The following is a 16,016-nucleotide window of genomic DNA, read 5'->3' as shown; positions in this document are numbered from 1 at the left end:
CCGATACTGCTGGGGCGCAATGGGCACTACAGAGAGCCCAAGGATTCGTGAAGCTCGAAGTCAGGCGGCCGCCGCCTTCGGCTGAAGATCCGCCTTGTGGAGCGTGAGCGCCTCGCGCAGGATCGGCTCCATCGAGGCGCTTGCCTCCGGGTTATCCAGTGCATTCAAGATAGCAATCCGCATGCGCGGTTCCCAGAAGCGGCGGATATGATCCGCCACGCCATCGACGGCTTCGGCGTGATCCGGCATCGAATCGAAGAACTCGCCGATGCGGTTCGCCATCTCGATCAGATTATCCACGTCCATGTGTCATTTTCCTGAAGTGGTCGCGAGACTGCGCATGTTGAGCAGTTCGAGCTGCTGCGTGTTGAAGCGCGAGTAGTCCTTCTGCCATTGCGACGGCTGCTCCACCGGCATCACCTGCACCGCCGTGACCTTGTACTCGGGGCAATTCGTCGCCCAGTCCGACGACTCGGTGGTGATGACGTTCGCGCCCGATTCCGGGAAGTGGAACGTCGTATAGACGACGCCCGGCTGCATGCGGTCGGTGATCTTCGCGCGCAGTACCGTCTGCCCGGCGCGGGACTCGATGCCGACCCAGTCGCCCGTCTTGATGCCACGATCCTCGGCGTCGTGCGGATGAATCTCCAGACGGTCCTCGTCGTGCCAGCGCGAATTCTCGGTGCGCCGCGTCTGCGCGCCGACGTTGTACTGGGACAGAATGCGCCCCGTCGTCAGCAAAAGCGGGTACTTGCGCGTGACCTTCTCCGGCGTCGGCACGAACTTCGTGATGACGAAGCGTCCCTTGCCGCGCACGAACTCGTCGATGTGCATCGTCGGCGTGCCGTCGGGCGCCTTCTCGTTGCACGGCCACTGGATGCTGCCCATCTCGTCGAGCTTCTCGTACGAGACGCCGTGGAAGGTCGGCGTGAGGCGCGCAATCTCGTCCATGATCTCGGACGGATGCGTGTAGTTCATCTCGTAGCCGAGCGCGCGGGAAAGCAGGATCGTCACTTCCCAGTCCGAGTAGCCCGCGAGCGGCGGCATCACCTTGCGCACGCGCGAAATGCGGCGCTCCGCGTTGGTGAAGGTGCCGTCCTTTTCCAGGAACGTCGAACCCGGCAAGAGCACGTGCGCGTACTTCGCGGTCTCGTTGAGGAAGATGTCCTGCACGACGATGCATTCCATCGCCGACAGCGCGCCCGCGACATGCTGCGTGTTCGGGTCCGACTGAACGATGTCCTCGCCCTGGCAATAGAGCCCCATGAAGGTGCCGTGCGTGGCGGCATCGAACATGTTGGGGATGCGCAGGCCGGGTTCCGGTTGCAGCGTCACGTTCCACGCTTCTTCGAAGAGCGCGCGCGTCGCGGCATCGCCGATATGGCGATAGCCCGGCAACTCGTGCGGGAACGAGCCCATGTCGCACGAGCCCTGCACGTTGTTCTGGCCGCGCAGCGGATTCACGCCGACGCCTTCGCGGCCGACGTTGGCCGTCGCCATCGCCAGGTTCGCGATGCCCATCACCGTCGTCGAGCCTTGCGCGTGCTCGGTCACGCCGAGCCCGTAGTAGATCGCCGCGTTGCCGCCGGTCGCGTAGATGCGCGCGGCTTCGCGCACCTGCTGCGCGGGCACGCCGGTGACCGCTTCCGTCGCCTCGGGCGAGTTTTCTTCCAGCGCGACGAAATCGCGCCATTGCTGGAACGCGCGCGGCTCGCAGCGTTGCGCGATGAACGCCTCGTTGAGCAGCCCTTCGGTGACGATCACATGCGCGAGCGCATTGACCATCGCGACGTTCGTTCCCGGGCGCAGCGCCAGATGATGCGACGCCTTCACATGCGGCGTATCGACGATATCGATGCGGCGCGGATCGATCACGATCAGCGTCGCGCCTTCGCGCACGCGGCGCTTCAGGCGCGAGGCGAAGACCGGATGGCCGTCGGTCGGGTTGGCGCCCATCACCACGATCACGTCCGACTTTTCGATGGACGCGAACGTCTGCGTGCCGGCGGATTCGCCGAGCGTCGTCTTGAGACCGTAGCCGGTCGGTGAATGGCAGACGCGCGCGCAGGTATCGACGTTGTTATTGCCGAACGCGGCGCGCACGAGCTTTTGCACGAGATACGTCTCTTCGTTCGTGCAGCGCGACGACGTGATCCCGCCGATCGAATCGCGCCCGTACTTGTCCTGAATGCGGCGGAATTCGCTCGCCGCATAGCTGATCGCTTCGTCCCACGACACTTCGCGCCACGGATCGGTGATCTTCGCGCGAATCATCGGCTTCGTGATGCGGTCCTTGTGCGTCGCATAGCCCCAAGCGAAGCGGCCCTTGACGCACGCGTGGCCTTCGTTCGCCTGGCCGTTCTTGTTCGGCGTCATGCGCACGACGGTGTTGCCCTTCATCTCCGCCTTCAGCGAGCAGCCGACGCCGCAGTAAGCGCAGGTCGTCACCACCGAATGCTCCGCCTGGCCGAGCATGATGACGCTCTTTTCCTGAAGCGTCGCGGTCGGGCACGCGGCGACGCACGCGCCGCACGACACGCATTCCGATTCCATGAAGGGCACGTTTTCGCTTGCCGCCACGCGCGATTCGAAACCGCGCCCGGCGATCGTCAGCGCGAACGTGCCTTGCGTTTCCTCGCACGCGCGCACGCAGCGATTGCAGACGATGCACTTCGACGGATCGTAGGTGAAGTACGGGTTCGACTCGTCCTTCTTGTCCTTCAGATGGTTCGCGCCTTCGTAGCCGTAGCGCACTTCGCGCAGGCCGACGACGCCCGCCATGTCCTGCAACTCGCAGTCGCCGTTGGCGGGGCAGGTGAGGCAATCGAGCGGGTGATCGGAGATGTACAACTCCATCACGTTGCGCCGCAGCAGTTGCAGCTTGTCGCTTTGCGTGCGCACTTTCATGCCCGCTTCGACAGGCGTCGTGCAGGACGCCGGATAGCCGCGCTTGCCTTCGATCTCCACGAGGCACAGACGGCACGAGCCCCACGGTTCCAGCGAATCGGTGGCGCAGAGCTTCGGCACGTTGACGCCGGCTTCTATCGCCGCGCGCATCACCGACGTGCCCGCGGGCACCGTGACCGACTGGCCGTCGATGTCGAGCGTCACGTCGATGTCGGCATGGCGCAGCGGCGTGCCGTAGTCGGTCTCGTCGAACGGATCGCGGCGTTGCACCGATGCCGCGCTCTTGCACGCGCAGTTGCCCGAACCGCAGCCGTTGATGGTGTTGGACATGTTCTGTGTCTCCGTACTTTTATGCCGCTTTCCGTGCAGGCGTGCGGGGCAGGCCGAAGTCTTCGGGGAAATGATCCAGCGCGGAGAGCACCGGGAACGGCGTCATGCCGCCCATCGCGCAGAGCGAGCCGCCGATCATCGTGTCGCACAATTCGCGCAACAGCGTGATCTGCCTGACCGACGTATCGCCTTCGCGGATCTTCGCGATGACTTCCTCGCCGCGCGTCGAACCGATGCGGCACGGCGTGCACTTGCCGCACGATTCGATCGCGCAGAAGTGCATCGCGTATTGCGCGAGTTCGGCGAGATTCGAGGTGTCGTCGTGAATCACGAGGCCGCCGTGGCCGACCACCGCGCCGACCTTCGCATACTCTTCATAGTCGAGCGGAATGTCCCACTGGCTTTCCGGCAGATACGTGCCGAGCGGGCCGCCCACTTGCACCGCGCGCGCCGGCCGGCCGCTCGCCGTTCCGCCGCCGAAATCGCGGATGAGTTCGCGCAGCGTCACGCCGAACGCGAGTTCGACGAGTCCGCCTTGCTTCACGTTGCCCGCGAGCTGGAAGGGCAGCGTGCCGCGCGAGCGGCCCATGCCGTAGTCGCGATAGAACGCCGCGCCCTTCGCGAAGATGATCGGCACGGTCGCGAGCGTGATGACGTTGTTGATGACGGTCGGTTTGCCGTACAAACCGGTGAGCGCCGGCACCGGCGGCTTCGCGCGGACGACGCCGCGCTTGCCTTCGAGCGATTCGAGCAGCGCGGTTTCCTCGCCGCAGACATACGAGCCCGCGCCTTTGGCCACGTAAAGCTCGAATGCGTGCGACGTGCCGAGCACGCTCGCGCCGAGCCATCCGGCATCGCGTGCGCGGTCGATCGCGCGATTGAGCGTCGCGATCGAATGCGGATACTCGCTGCGGACGTAGATATAGCCCTTGGTCGCGCCGGTCGCGACGCCCGCGATGATCATGCCTTCGATCAGCATGTACGGATCGCTTTCCATCACGTGCCGGTCGGAGAACGTGCCGGAGTCGCCTTCGTCCGCGTTGCAGACGATGTACTTCTGGTCCGCCAGCGCCGCGCGCACCGTCTTCCATTTGATGCCGGCCGGGAACGCCGCGCCGCCGCGACCGCGCAGGCCGGAATCGACGAGCGCCTCGCAGACCGCGTCGCCGTTCATCTCGAGCACGTTGCGCAAGCCTTGCAGGCCGCCGAGCGACACGTAATCGTCGATCGAAAGCGGGTCCGTGATGCCGATGCGCGCGAACGTCAGCCGCTGCTGTTTCTTCAAATACGGAATGTCGTCGACGACGCCGACGTGCTTCTCGTGCGCGCCGCCTTCGTGGAAGCGTGCATCGAAAAGCGCGGCGATCTCGTCTTCTTCGACGTTCGCGTAGCCGACGCGCCCTTGCGCCGTCTCCACTTCGACGAGCGGTTCCAGATACAAGAGCCCGCGCGAGCCGTTGCGCACGATCTGCACGTCGATGCCGCGTTGTTCTGCTTCGGTCGCAATCGCCTTCGCGATGCGGTCAGCGCCGAGCGCGAGCGCCGACGAGTCGCAGGGAACGTAGATGCGCGTCATGCCGTCACCTCGCTGCTTTGCTTGGCCGCGTCGTACAGGCGATCGAATTTTTGCGGCGTCACTTTCGCGTGAAGCTCGCCGTTAATGGTCATGGCGGGCGAGAGCGCGCATTGTCCCAAGCAATACACGGATTCGAGTTCCGTGTCCTCTGCGTGGCCGCTGTCGAAACGGCAGCCCGTGTGCCCTTCGATGTGATCCTTCAGCGCCTCCGTGCCCATGCTGCGGCACGCTTCCGCGCGGCATAGCTGCACGGTCACGCGCGCGGGCGGCGCGGAACGGAAGTGATGATAGTAGGTGATCGTGCCATGCACTTCGGCGCGCGAAAGCGACAGCGTGCGAGCGAGCGGCGCGACGACTTCGGCCGGCACGAAGCCGGTCTCGTCCTGAATGGCGTGCAGGATCGTCATCAACGTCGCGCCTTGCACGGCGTGACGGCGCACGAGTTCGTCTGCTTCGGCGGCGGACAGCTGCGGTTGCGTCATGGGGCTCCTCCGGGGCTCGGCATATGTTTTATCGGTGCATATATCAGTCGTATAATCGGGGCGCCGAGCCCGTGAAGGAACAATAGGCGTCGTGATATATCTTGGCAATAGGAAAGGACAATGCATATGGTTGACGTCGAATGTCGCGCCGAACTGATCCTGCGCGACCCCGATGGGCGCGAAACCAGTCTCAGCGCGGTTGTCCCGCTTTTGCAGCTCGTGGCGCAGACGGGCAGCATCGCCAACGCGGCGAGCGCTAAGGGTTTGTCCTATCGCCATGCGTGGGGTCTGCTGCGTGAAATCGAGGCGCGGCTGGGCGGCGCGCTCATCACAAAATCGCGCGGGCGTGGATCGGTGCTGTCGGAACTCGGCGAGTCGGTTCTGCGCGCGCAGCGTCTTTGCGGCGATCGCCTCGAAGCGCCGTTGCAGGCAGTCGCCACCGATGTGGCCGACGAACTGAATCGCCGGCTGGCGGGCGAGGTATCGAACCTGCGCATTCACGCATCGCACGGTTACGCGGTCGCCACGCTCGTTCGCGCGCTCGGCGAACGGCGCGTGCCGGTGGACATCAAGTATCGCGAGAGCGCGGAAGCGGTGAGGGCGCTCGCGCGCAGCGAATGCGAGCTCGCCGGTTTCCACCTGCCTATCGGCAAGTTCCGCGCGACGTGCGCGGAGATCTATCGACCGTATCTCGATCCGAAGAAGCATCAGCTGATTCGCCTGACGCGGCGCACGCAGGGACTTTTTCTGCCGAAGGGCAACCCGAAGCAGATCACCGGCTTGCGCGATCTCGCGCGCAACGACGTGCGTTTCGTGAACCGACAGCCGGGGTCGGGCACGCGCATGCTGCTCGACCTGTCGCTGCGCGGCGTGGGCGTCGATCCGGACGAGATCAATGGTTACGCGTCGACGGAACTGACGCATTCGGCCATCGCGGCGTTCGTCGCGAGCGGCATGGCGGACCTGGGCTTCGGCGTGAAACCCGCGGCGCAGCACTTCGGGCTCGATTTCATTCCGGTCATCGACGAGGATTATTTTTTTGCCTGCGAGCGTGCGCGGCTCACCGAAGCGCGGCTCGTGAGCGTCCTCGGCGTGCTGCGCAGCCCGGCATTCAGCGATAGCGTGGCGCATCTTGGCGGCTACGATCCGCAACGCTGCGGGACGCTCGTGGAAGTCGAGGACGGGCTGTACGGCTGAGTTCGCTTGAGATGCGAAACGGACCGTAAGACGAATGTCTCCCGTCGAAACCGCCCGCGTCGGCGAATTGCGTTAACCTAGCGGCTTCGGTTTTTCGTTTCAGCGTTTTCTTCTCGTTCCAGACGCGCCTTCGACGCGCGAAAATCGCCATGAAATTCACGTTGCTCGCTTCACTGTCCGCCGCGCTCGTCGCAGGCGCCGTCTATCTCGCTCCCGTCGCGTTCGCGCAGAACTCGCCCGGCATTCCTGGCGGCGTGCTGCAGGACAACTTCCGCATCAACGAGCATCCGCAGATGCCGTTCGCCGCCTCCGCGCCTTCCGACAAGTATCAGCGCGGCACGTCCGCGATGCGCCGCCGCGGCGATAACGGCGATCCGGACGGCTGCAACCTGAAGTGCCCGAAAGACGGCAGCAACTAAAGCCGGATGAATCGCGGCGCGTGCAGTGCGCGCCGTTAGCGTGCGTTTCCTCCGGCTTGACTCCCATTCCTTCGCGCCATGTGCGCGCCGCCTCATACCGCAGCCGTTAAACTCCGCAGCGACCGAAAAAGACTACGAGATGGCCGATGTGCCATGCGGGCCGAGGAGTACCTTGATCGACGTGTCATCGAGCGATAGTTCGATGCGCACGGCCGTTTTTTCTCCGATCTAAAAACCATAAAAACAGGAAGTGCGCGGCTGCGCGAACCACGCGAGACAGCGTGGGGCAAGCAGCAACGGACGCCACGCAACCGTGGGCAGACGTGGCCCCGAACGCACTTCGGACCACCGAGGGACTGCACGCATGCGAATTCTCCAGGTCATACTGGCGCCTCGCCTTTCGGGGGCGGAAGTTCTCGCCAAGGGCGTCGCGATCGGTCATCAGCGCGCGGGACATAGCGTCTCGATCGCCTCGCTGATGCCCGAGCACGACGATTTCAGGCACATCAGCGCAGAGTTGCGCGCGCACGGCGTTTCGTGCGTTTTCCCGGCGAAGAATCCGACGAAGCTGGGCCGGCTGCTCTTTCTGCATCGCGCGATCCGGTCGTTCAAGCCAGACATTATCTTCGCGCACGCGACCATTCCGGCGCTCTACGTGCGCGCGTTGCCGACGCGCGTGCCGATCGTCTGGGTCATGCACTCCGGCGCGAATGACTTCGCCAATGCCGCGCTGATGCGCGCCGAGCGCCTGCTGTCCAACCGCGCGAAGGCGGTGATCGGCGTATCGCAGAAAAATATCGACGACTACGTGAAGGAGATCGGCCTGCATCCGTCGATGATCGTGGTGCCGAATGGGGTCGATGTCTCGCGCTTCGCCGACGATGCCGGGCCGCGCGTGCCCGTCGCGCACAAGCAGATCGTGCAGGTCGGCCGCTATATTCCCGAGAAGAACCAGCTGCAGACGGTCGAAGCGTTCGCGCACGTGGCATGCGCCGATCGCGATGCGCGGCTCCTGCTATGCGGCGTCGTCGAGAATCTCGACTATCACGCGGCGGTGGTCGAGCGCGTTGCCCAACTCGGGCTGAAGGATCGCGTGTCGATTCAGGGACCGCAGCAGAACGTCGCGCAGATTCTGCGGGCGTCGAGCGTGTTCGCGATGCCGTCTAGCTTCGAAGCGCACAGCATCGGCTTTCTGGAGGCGCTCGCGTCGGGCATTCCGGTGGTGGGCAACAGCATTGCGTCGTTCGCGTTCGCAGGCGGTTTCCCGGGCGTGCAACTGCTCGATACGAGCGACATCGCCGCCTACGGCCGCGCGCTTCTCGACGCGCTTTCGCAGCCGCGCGCCACGCGTCCGCTGCAAGGACTGACGCTGCAAAGCACGGCCGACCGGTATCTCGCGATCGCGCGCGACGTGCTGAATCTGCGTGTGGGGCTTGGTTGACAGGCGGTGGGTCGGAGAGGGCGCTGACCGCAGCACGGGACGGCGCGTTTTTCTTTTCCGCCCTTCTTGCTGCGGGCGCCTCGAGTCAGCGCCGTTCCGAGTACAGGTCCGGTACGTCGATTCTGAACTGCGCGTAGGCCTCCGTTGCGCGGGCAACACTTGGAGATCCCGCGCCGTCCCGATCGATAGGGCGGCGCGCTCTTGTTTGCCGCCGCAGTAAGCGAGCGTCTTGGTCCATAGCGATTCCACTGTAATCCGGGCACGTCGTGCTGAACTTCGCGTTGGCGTTAGTTGAACGGCAACACTTGAAGAACACGCGCCCCCCCCGGTCAAGACGGCGGCGCGTTGTTCCCCGTCCCAGTAAGCGAGCGTCTCGATCCAGAGCGATTCCGAAGACAGTCCCGGCACGTCGCCCTGAACTGCGCGTTCGCGTTAGTTGAACGGCAAGACTTGAAGAGCGCGCGCGCCCCGATCAAAAGGCGGCGCATCTTCGTTTGCCGCCGCAGTAGCGAGCGTCTTGATTCAGAGCAATCCCGAGTACGGTTCCGGCGCCTCGCCTGCAATGGGCGTAGGCGTCCGTTAATCGGCGAGACTCCGAGATCAGGCGCCGCCCCGTTTGAGAGGGCGGCGAGTTTATATTCGCCGCCGCAGTAAGCCAGCGTCTTGAGGCAGAGGCATTTCGAATACAGTTCCGGCACGTCGCGCTGAATTGCGCGTAGGCGTCAGTTGAACGACAAGACTTGAAGATCACGCGCCGCCCGAAGCGATAGGGCGGCGCGCTTATTTGCCGCCGCAGTAGAGCGAGCGTCTTCAGCCATAGCGATTCCGAATACAGTTCGGCACGTCGCCCTGAACTGCGCGTAGGCGTCCGTTGAACGGCAAGACTCGGAGATCACGCGCCGCCCGGATTGAATAGGGCGCCTTTTGTTCGCCGCACCAGTAAGCGAGCGTCTTCAGCCAGAGCGATTGCGAATGCAGTTCCGGCACGTCGCCAATGACTGCGCCTAGGCGTCAGTTGAACGGCAAGTCTTGAAGATCACGCGCCGCCCGGATCAGAAGGGCGGTGCGCTTTTGTTCGCCGCCTTGGTATGCGAGCGCCTTGCGCCAGGACGATCGGGAGTGCGGGCCGGGCAGATGCGCTAACCTTCGCGAGCCTCGGCTGAACGGCGATGATCGAGAAGGAGCACGCGCCGCCCGAGGCAAAAGCGCGGCGCGTTTTCATTTGCGCCTCGTAAGCGTGCGCTTTGAGCCACATCGATTGCGACTACACGCCGGGGCAGATTGCCTTGAATCGCGCGTAGAAGGCGGATGACGCCAATGACTCCAAAGTCACGCGTGCTCGGATCGCGAGGGCGGCGCAATTTTTGTTTGCCGCCCTAGTAAGCGAGCGTCTCAAACAAGAACGATTCGGAGTACCGACGGGGCGAACTTGTTCGAATCTGCGCGTGGTCCCTAGCAAAACCGCAAGTATCAAAGACGCCACGCGCCGCCCAAATCAGAAGTGCGGCGCGTTTTCTATCTGCCGCCCCAGTAAGCAAGCGTCTTCAGCCAAAGCGATTCCGAATACAGCCCCGGCAAGTCGCCCCAGATTTGCACCGGCCCCAGCTTGAACGACGAGTCGACGTCATAGCCGGATAAGCTCGGCGCGCCGCCGGTGTAATAAAACTCCTTGAGAATCGCGTTCGCGCGGCGGAACAGGATCAGCGTGGCGTGATTGTCGTGCTCGTTGCGGCGAATCAGCGCCGGCATGGAATCGGCGTAGGACGTGCCGGGCAGCGTCGCGGTCTCCTCGGCCGGGCCGAACACCTTGCCGCCCTCGATGCCGAAAACGCGCGTGCTGGCCGAGTCGGCACGCGGCGCGAGCACTGCGAGATCGTCGATGCCGTCGCCGTCGATATCGCCTGCCGCGACCTTCACGGACGCGGCGCGCAGTTGCGGGTACACGTTCGTGCGGTAGCTGGCTTCGAATGCAGCACCCGTGCTCGCCAGCTGCGAGAGCGCCAGCGCGCCGTTCACGTTCTCCATCGCGATGAGTCCCGCCCGCTCCGATCCCGCGACGCGCGCAGGCACGAAGCGGGCGCTCGCGGACAGCGCGGGCGCGCTCAACCAGAGCGCAGGGGCTTTTGCCGTCGCTCCGTTCGATGCGAGCACCCAGAGGTCGAGTCCCGCGTCCTTGCGCTGCTGCGCGATCGCGACGTCGGCGCGGCCGTCGCCGTTGAAGTCGCCGGCAACGTATTGCTGCGTGGTGGCAGGCGTCCACTCCGCGCTCGTCTGGAACCACAGGCGCGGCGCTTCGAAGCGCGTGCCCGCGCTTTTCAAGAGCCAGAACGCGGTGCCGCCATTCCGTGGCGTGATCACCATCAGATCGGCGCGACCGTCGCCGTCGAAATCGCCGAGCAGGAAGCGCGCGCTGTCGAAGCAGAGCGTGTCAGCCTCGCAGGTCGGTGCGCTCGCCTGCGGATCGAAGGGGACGGCGTTCAGATACCAGGGCGCGGCCTGATCCATGCGCGACATTTCCGCGACCCAGACGTTGAACCCCGGTCCGTCCTTGCGACGCTGCACGTACACGGCGCTGTCGCGGCCGGTGCCGCGCACGTCGCCGTAGAGCGCGCCTTCCTGGCGCGTATCGGTCCACACGGTCTGCGGCGTCGGCGACCAGCGATATTCCGCCGTCAGCAGCGAGCAGCGCCCGGCGGTCACGGCGCCGTTTTTCTCGCCCAGACAGTGATTGAGCGGCGTGTAGACGAAGCCGAAGTCCCACGGCGTCCAGCGCTGCGACGCGCTCTTCGCGTTGCACGCTTCTTCGACGAGCCCCGAATCGCGTTCGGCGATGCACGCGTGGGTGGCGGCATTGACGAGCAGCGCGTCGTTCTTTTCGCCGGGCGTCGCGGGCAACTGTTGCCAGAACCAGTTCTGCGATGCGTCGCCCGAACACGCGCCAAGGCGCGGCGGCTGGCCCGCGCCGCCGGATTGCAGGCATCGGCTCGAATATTCGTTGACGAGCTGCAACGGCCGCAGCTGGAAGTCCGGGCCGGCGTCGTTCGCGCGGGCGCTGCTCCAGTAGCGGCGAGCGACCCAGTTTCCGTCCCACATGTATTCGTCGAAGACGTGGCCGGCGTCGTTGCCGTCGACCGAAAAGTAGCTGCCGACGACATCGCGCTTGCGCAGCGTCTCTTCGGCGTCGAGATTCTTGGGCAGGCCGCCGGTCGGGTAGGTGACGTGATAGCCGATCGGCAGATTGCGTTTCAGGCTCTGCGCGACCACGCGCGCGATGCGCGCCGCGTAGATGTGGTCCGGATGCTCCATGAAGGCGACCGTGTCCGGATTCAGCGTGTAGATGGCGGTGGCCTGCGAGAGAATGGCGCGCACCGTCGCGGACAGGGACGCCCGGTCGTACGTGGTCGCGCCCGTGCCGTCGGACTGCATAGGATACGTGGTCACCGTCTGCCCGCGATCCCACATCAGCCCGAGCGGGACTTTGCCGCCGCGTACGCCGCCGCCCGGCAGCCGCAGTTCGAGCAGCTTGACGCGCGGCTGTCCCGCAAGCACCAGTTGATGCACGGGCTTGCCGGCAAGCATGACGGTCGATTCCTGCCACCGGTCCGGCACGCCGGCCATGCGCGCATAGGCGAGCTTGGTGCCGGTCTCGCGCAGCAGCACGTAGTCGAACTTGGCGCCGTTCGCGCCGCCGATCAGATGAACGGTGGTGATGCACCAGCCGGCGTCGAGTTTGTCGCTGATGCCGGGATTGACGAAGAGCAGGTCGTCATCCAGATGCGCGACCACGGTGACGAGCGTGCCTGCGCGGCAATCGGCGGAGGCGGAGGCGGAGGCGGGCGCGGTCGCCGCGTGCGCGTAGATCGGAAGAAGCAGGGCGAGCATCGCCCACGCCAGCGCAATCACGCTTGTTCGAATGTTGTTGATACCGCTTTCTCGATGCATGCTTCTCCCGCCACGCGAGCCGGTTCGCCGGATAAAGCAGAAGATTGCCTTCGCGCGGACCGCACGGTCGGTTGCCGAACGAACATGTATGACGGATGGGAGCTCAGCTTCGGGCGGGTGCGGACGAAAAAAAGCCTCGCCGGTGGGCGAGGCGAAAGTACCTGGAATGACTTCCCGTCCACGAGAACGAAAAGCACGAGAAGGTTAATGTCGCCGCGTCACGAGAAGAATCGGATTCGTCGGAGAACCAGTCCGCGATGGACCGTCGCGCTCGAATTGTTGACCAAGGTCAGTTATGCAAGCGTTGCCGTGAGCGACATATACCTGACGCACAGCAATATATTCGGACGGCTCCGATACGAAGCGCGCACCGCGGCCTCTATTCTGTGGCCCGTAGCTCGCGTCGTCTCTGCCGCAGCTATGTCTCTCAAGGATGTTTGCCCCGCCACGCGCGGGGCTTTTTTTCGCCTGTGCGATGAGGCAGAGGCAGCACGCACGCCGCGGCACAAACAAAAAACCCGCGACGCTTGCGCGATCGCGGGTTTCGAAATGGGGTGGTGGAGGCGGCGGGAATCGAACCCGCGTCCAGAAGCGCTCTACGACCAGTTCTACATACTTAGTTCTGTCTTTTGATTTAACCGCAACGACGCGGACGAACACGCTGCGTTACGGCGATTCACTAAATTTTCGATCTTGGCGTCGTGACGCCACCAAGACTTATCTGACGTATATGACCTCTCGCGGTATTGCTACCCTAACCCGTCAGCGAATTAGTGAGAGGACGGCGGCCCTTAGGCTGCCAGTGCGAACGTATCGTCGTTTGCAGTTACGTTTTTCCCATTGATTAACGAGGTGACGGGTCCTCGGTATGCCCTGACCGCTTCACAACCCCTGTCGAAACCAGGTCGCCCCCAAAGCGGAACTGAGATTATCCCACGAAATACTGTATGAGGCGAACGGCGGCTTTTTTCAAGAGCCTGCGCCGTCCGCGCTCGCTCCGTTACGGGATTTCGCGTAGCAGCAACTGCAATTCCTCGGTTGATTCGACGACGTGATCCGCGTGCCAGCGATGCGGCGGGATGTCGTCGCCGCAATAGCCGTACGCGGCGGCGACCGTGGTCATGCCGGCGGCGAAGCCGGCCTGAACGTCGCGCAGGTCGTCGCCGACGTAGACGATGCGCTCCGGCGCGACGTCGAGCAAATCCGCGGCGTGTAAAAGCGGCGCGGGATGCGGCTTCGAATGCGGCGTCGTGTCGCCACAAACGAGGCAGCCGGCGCGCGTATCGAGCCCGAGCAGCGCGACGAGCGGCGCGGCAAGCCGCGTCACTTTATTCGTGACGATACCCCAGCGCACGCCGCGCGCGTCGAGCTCGTCCAGCAATTCGATAATGCCCGGGAATAGCGTCGTTTCGATGCAGAGGTCTGCCTCGTAATTGGCGAGGAACTCCTCGCGCATCGAGGCGAACTCGTGGTGCTCCGGCCCGATTTCGAACGCGCCGCCGAGCAGGCCGCGCGCGCCCGCCGATGCGTACGGCCGCAGCGCCTCCAGCGGGCGCATTTCGAGCCCGCGGTCGTGGCGCATCTTGTTGACGGCCGCCACGAGGTCCGGCGCGGTATCGGCGATAGTGCCGTCGAGATCGAACAGCACCGCCTGGCAGAGCCCGAGCGAGCGGCCGTCGGCCGCGCGTTGCGGCTGCGGCGTGGGATCGTCGGGCAGGGGCTTCGTCTGGACGACGCCCGTTTCGTCTTGTTCTTCCGGAGTCATGGCGTCACGCTTCCCGACGGCAAGCCATCATGTAGTTGATGCTCGTGTCGTTGGAAAGGCCGAAGTGCTGCGAGATCGGCCGATACGTGATGCCCTTGATGTCGACCGGCAAGAGCGACGCCGTGCGCGCGAACGTCGCCAGTTCCGAGGGCTTGATGAAGCGCGCATAGTCGTGCGTGCCGCGCGGCAGCATCCGCGCAATGTACTCGGCGCCGATCACGGCGAAGAGATACGCCTTCGCGTTCCGGTTGAGCGTGGAGAAGAACACCCAGCCGCCAGGTTTGACGAGCGCGGCGCACGCGGCCACGGTGCCAGCGGGATTCGGCACGTGCTCGAGCATCTCCATGCAGGTCACGACGTCGTACGAACCGGGCTCGCGCGCCGCGAGCGCCTCGGCCGAGATTTCTTCGTACGCTACCTCGACGCCGCTTTCGAGACTATGCAGGTCCGCGACGCCGAGCGCGTTCGACGACAAATCGATGCCTTTCACCGTTGCGCCGCGCGTGGCCATCGACTCCGACAAGATGCCGCCTCCGCAGCCGATGTCGAGGACACGCTTGCCCATCAGATGCGCGTGCGCGTCAATCCAGTCGAGCCGTACCGGGTTCAGCTCGTGCAGCGGCTTGAACTCGGCGTTCGGGTCCCACCAGCGATGCGCGAGATCGCTGAATTTCTGCAGTTCGTGGGGATCGACATTCGTCATGAGGAGGACCTTGGCTAAACGTGAATCGGTAGGGTCGAGTATATAGGCGGTCAAGAGGGCGGGCAAAACGCGCGGCGCGTTCCGCGGCGGCATGCAGCAAGAAACTTCGTGAATGCGCCGCCGTTGGGCATAAAAAAACCCCCGCCGAGGCGGGGGTTCGAGTCTGCGGCAAGCCGGCAGAGCTTACTGTTGCGGCTGACGCGTCGTGCCGACAACTTCGACTTCCACGCGACGATCCGGTGCGAGGCAGGCGATGAGTTGCTTGCGGTTCTTCTGCGTGCAGGAACCCTTCGTGACCGGGTCGCGCTTGCCCTTGCCTTCCGTGTAGATACGGTTGGCTTCGATGCCCTTGCTGACCAGGTACGCCTTCACAGCTTGCGCACGGCGCAGCGACAGACGGTCGTTGTACTTGTCCGAACCGATGCGGTCGGTGTAACCCGTTGCAACCACGACTTCCAAGTTCAGTGCGCCGATCTTCGATGCGAGATCGTCCAGCGCGGTCTTGCCGGCCGGCTTCAGGACTGCCTTGTCGAAGTCGAACAGGGCGTCGGCCTGGTACGTGACCTTCTGGCTGGTAATAGCGGGTGCGGCGGGCGGCGGCGGAGCAACTGCCGGAGCCGGGGCTTGCGCGACCAGTGCGCCATCGCACTTCGCGTTAGCCGTGGCCGGCGTCCAGAATGCGTCGCGCCAGCACAGTTCGTTCGTGCCGTTCATCCACACATACTCGCCCGTGCCATTCACCCAGTTGTCATTGACGGCTTGTCGCGAGGCCGGCACCGATTGCGCCGAGGCCGATGCAGCCATAACTGCGGTAGCTGCAATGAACGCGAGCTTTGAAAGTTTATTCATATTTCTCCTCTCGAAATTGAGATTACCGCAGGTTTACTGCGAGCCTTGTAGACGAAGACAGGTCATACATTGCTCGAAGTATAACATTCCCCTGCGGAACAAAACGCTTTGTATAGACTTCGAGCAGTGTCTAACTTTGTGCGTTGGCATTTTGCCATATCGTTCCCTTGCAACGATAAAAATATCCCCGCACCGAGTCCGGCCGCAACCTTATGTGGTGCCTCCGCAACAAGAAAGGGACAGGAACCGGCCCCGCGCCACAAAGGCGCCGAACCTGCGCATATCGCGTGCCTAAACGGCGTTTCCCGCGCATTTTCATCGCCGCCGCTTCGCCGTTCGCCGAAGCGCTGAGGCGGCATGATAGCCCGGCTCGATGACCAATTGACGGAAATCGTTCCCCAGTTT

The 16,016-nt window shown here is 64.1% G+C and carries 11 protein-coding genes and 1 other RNA gene; 3 read left to right on the top strand and 9 right to left on the bottom strand.

Features of this window, described 5'->3' with window-relative positions; all coding sequences use genetic code 11:
- Positions 1-60: 60 nt before the first annotated feature.
- From HWX53_RS21445 to HWX53_RS21430, 4 genes are read right to left on the bottom strand one after another with little or no spacing between them, the layout of a single operon-like run.
- Positions 61-306 carry a formate dehydrogenase subunit delta gene (locus tag HWX53_RS21445; RefSeq protein WP_175944650.1) on the bottom strand — a complete coding sequence of 82 codons (246 nt, stop codon included), beginning with the start codon at positions 304-306 and terminating at the stop codon, positions 61-63.
- A 3-nt stretch (positions 307-309) separates the two neighbouring features.
- Positions 310-3,237, bottom strand: coding sequence for a formate dehydrogenase subunit alpha (fdhF, locus tag HWX53_RS21440; RefSeq protein WP_175944648.1), 2,928 nt, complete (start codon positions 3,235-3,237; stop codon positions 310-312).
- 19 nt (positions 3,238-3,256) lie between these two features.
- A complete protein-coding gene (locus tag HWX53_RS21435; RefSeq protein ID WP_175944646.1) occupies positions 3,257-4,813 on the bottom strand; it encodes a formate dehydrogenase beta subunit in 1,557 nt (518 codons plus the stop codon).
- Positions 4,810-5,295: an NAD(P)H-dependent oxidoreductase subunit E gene (locus HWX53_RS21430; protein ID WP_175944644.1), complete on the bottom strand. Its 486-nt coding sequence runs from the start codon at positions 5,293-5,295 to the stop codon at positions 4,810-4,812. The genes HWX53_RS21435 and HWX53_RS21430 overlap by 4 nt, the downstream gene beginning before the upstream one ends.
- A gap of 126 nt (positions 5,296-5,421) precedes the next feature.
- On the opposite strand from HWX53_RS21430, the gene HWX53_RS21425 reads away from it, so the two are divergent.
- The 3 genes from HWX53_RS21425 (at position 5,422) to HWX53_RS21415 (ending at position 8,352) form a co-directional block, all read left to right on the top strand.
- Entirely contained in the window at positions 5,422-6,492 is a 1,071-nt protein-coding gene (locus HWX53_RS21425; protein WP_175945264.1) for a substrate-binding domain-containing protein, read from the top strand.
- A gap of 149 nt (positions 6,493-6,641) precedes the next feature.
- Positions 6,642-6,911 (top strand): hypothetical protein, encoded by a 270-nt coding sequence (locus HWX53_RS21420; protein WP_175944642.1) that lies wholly within the window; start codon positions 6,642-6,644, stop codon positions 6,909-6,911.
- 364 nt (positions 6,912-7,275) lie between these two features.
- On the top strand, positions 7,276-8,352 hold the full coding sequence (locus tag HWX53_RS21415; protein WP_175944640.1) for a glycosyltransferase family 4 protein: 1,077 nt from the start codon (positions 7,276-7,278) through the stop codon (positions 8,350-8,352).
- A gap of 1,515 nt (positions 8,353-9,867) precedes the next feature.
- Here HWX53_RS21415 and HWX53_RS21410 read toward each other — a convergent pair.
- From HWX53_RS21410 to ompA, 5 genes are all read right to left on the bottom strand, one after another.
- A complete protein-coding gene (locus tag HWX53_RS21410) occupies positions 9,868-12,294 on the bottom strand; it encodes an FG-GAP-like repeat-containing protein (protein ID WP_244140211.1) in 2,427 nt (808 codons plus the stop codon).
- Positions 12,295-12,849: 555 nt separating this feature from the next.
- Positions 12,850-13,207, bottom strand: a transfer-messenger RNA (tmRNA) gene (gene ssrA, locus HWX53_RS21405).
- 87 nt (positions 13,208-13,294) lie between these two features.
- Positions 13,295-14,059 (bottom strand): phosphoglycolate phosphatase, encoded by a 765-nt coding sequence (gene gph / locus HWX53_RS21400; RefSeq protein ID WP_175944637.1) that lies wholly within the window; start codon positions 14,057-14,059, stop codon positions 13,295-13,297.
- Positions 14,060-14,063: 4 nt separating this feature from the next.
- Complete coding sequence (ubiG, locus tag HWX53_RS21395; protein WP_175944635.1) at positions 14,064-14,762, bottom strand: bifunctional 2-polyprenyl-6-hydroxyphenol methylase/3-demethylubiquinol 3-O-methyltransferase UbiG; 699 nt, start codon at positions 14,760-14,762, stop codon at positions 14,064-14,066.
- A gap of 183 nt (positions 14,763-14,945) precedes the next feature.
- The gene (ompA, locus tag HWX53_RS21390) at positions 14,946-15,611 is read right to left on the bottom strand and encodes an outer membrane protein OmpA (RefSeq protein WP_175944633.1); all 666 of its coding nucleotides are present in this window, start codon (positions 15,609-15,611) and stop codon (positions 14,946-14,948) included.
- Positions 15,612-16,016 lie beyond the last annotated feature (405 nt).

The sequence above is a fragment of the Caballeronia sp. BCC1704 genome (assembly GCF_902833455.1).
Taxonomy (GTDB): Bacteria; Pseudomonadota; Gammaproteobacteria; order Burkholderiales; family Burkholderiaceae; genus Caballeronia.
This window is presented reverse-complemented; position numbering and strand designations above follow the sequence as displayed.

Bases quoted from the DNA above. Each gene is read 5' to 3' on its own strand.
- HWX53_RS21445 (WP_175944650.1), bottom strand. From the start codon at position 306: ATGGACGTGGATAATCTGATCGAGATGGCGAACCGCATCGGCGAGTTC.
- fdhF (WP_175944648.1), bottom strand. From the start codon at position 3,237: ATGTCCAACACCATCAACGGCTGCGGTTCGGGCAACTGCGCGTGCAAG.
- HWX53_RS21435 (WP_175944646.1), bottom strand. From the start codon at position 4,813: ATGACGCGCATCTACGTTCCCTGCGACTCGTCGGCGCTCGCGCTCGGC.
- HWX53_RS21430 (WP_175944644.1), bottom strand. From the start codon at position 5,295: ATGACGCAACCGCAGCTGTCCGCCGCCGAAGCAGACGAACTCGTGCGC.
- HWX53_RS21425 (WP_175945264.1), top strand. From the start codon at position 5,422: ATGGTTGACGTCGAATGTCGCGCCGAACTGATCCTGCGCGACCCCGAT.
- HWX53_RS21420 (WP_175944642.1), top strand. From the start codon at position 6,642: ATGAAATTCACGTTGCTCGCTTCACTGTCCGCCGCGCTCGTCGCAGGC.
- HWX53_RS21415 (WP_175944640.1), top strand. From the start codon at position 7,276: ATGCGAATTCTCCAGGTCATACTGGCGCCTCGCCTTTCGGGGGCGGAA.
- HWX53_RS21410 (WP_244140211.1), bottom strand. From the start codon at position 12,294: ATGCATCGAGAAAGCGGTATCAACAACATTCGAACAAGCGTGATTGCG.
- gph (WP_175944637.1), bottom strand. From the start codon at position 14,059: ATGACTCCGGAAGAACAAGACGAAACGGGCGTCGTCCAGACGAAGCCC.
- ubiG (WP_175944635.1), bottom strand. From the start codon at position 14,762: ATGACGAATGTCGATCCCCACGAACTGCAGAAATTCAGCGATCTCGCG.
- ompA (WP_175944633.1), bottom strand. From the start codon at position 15,611: ATGAATAAACTTTCAAAGCTCGCGTTCATTGCAGCTACCGCAGTTATG.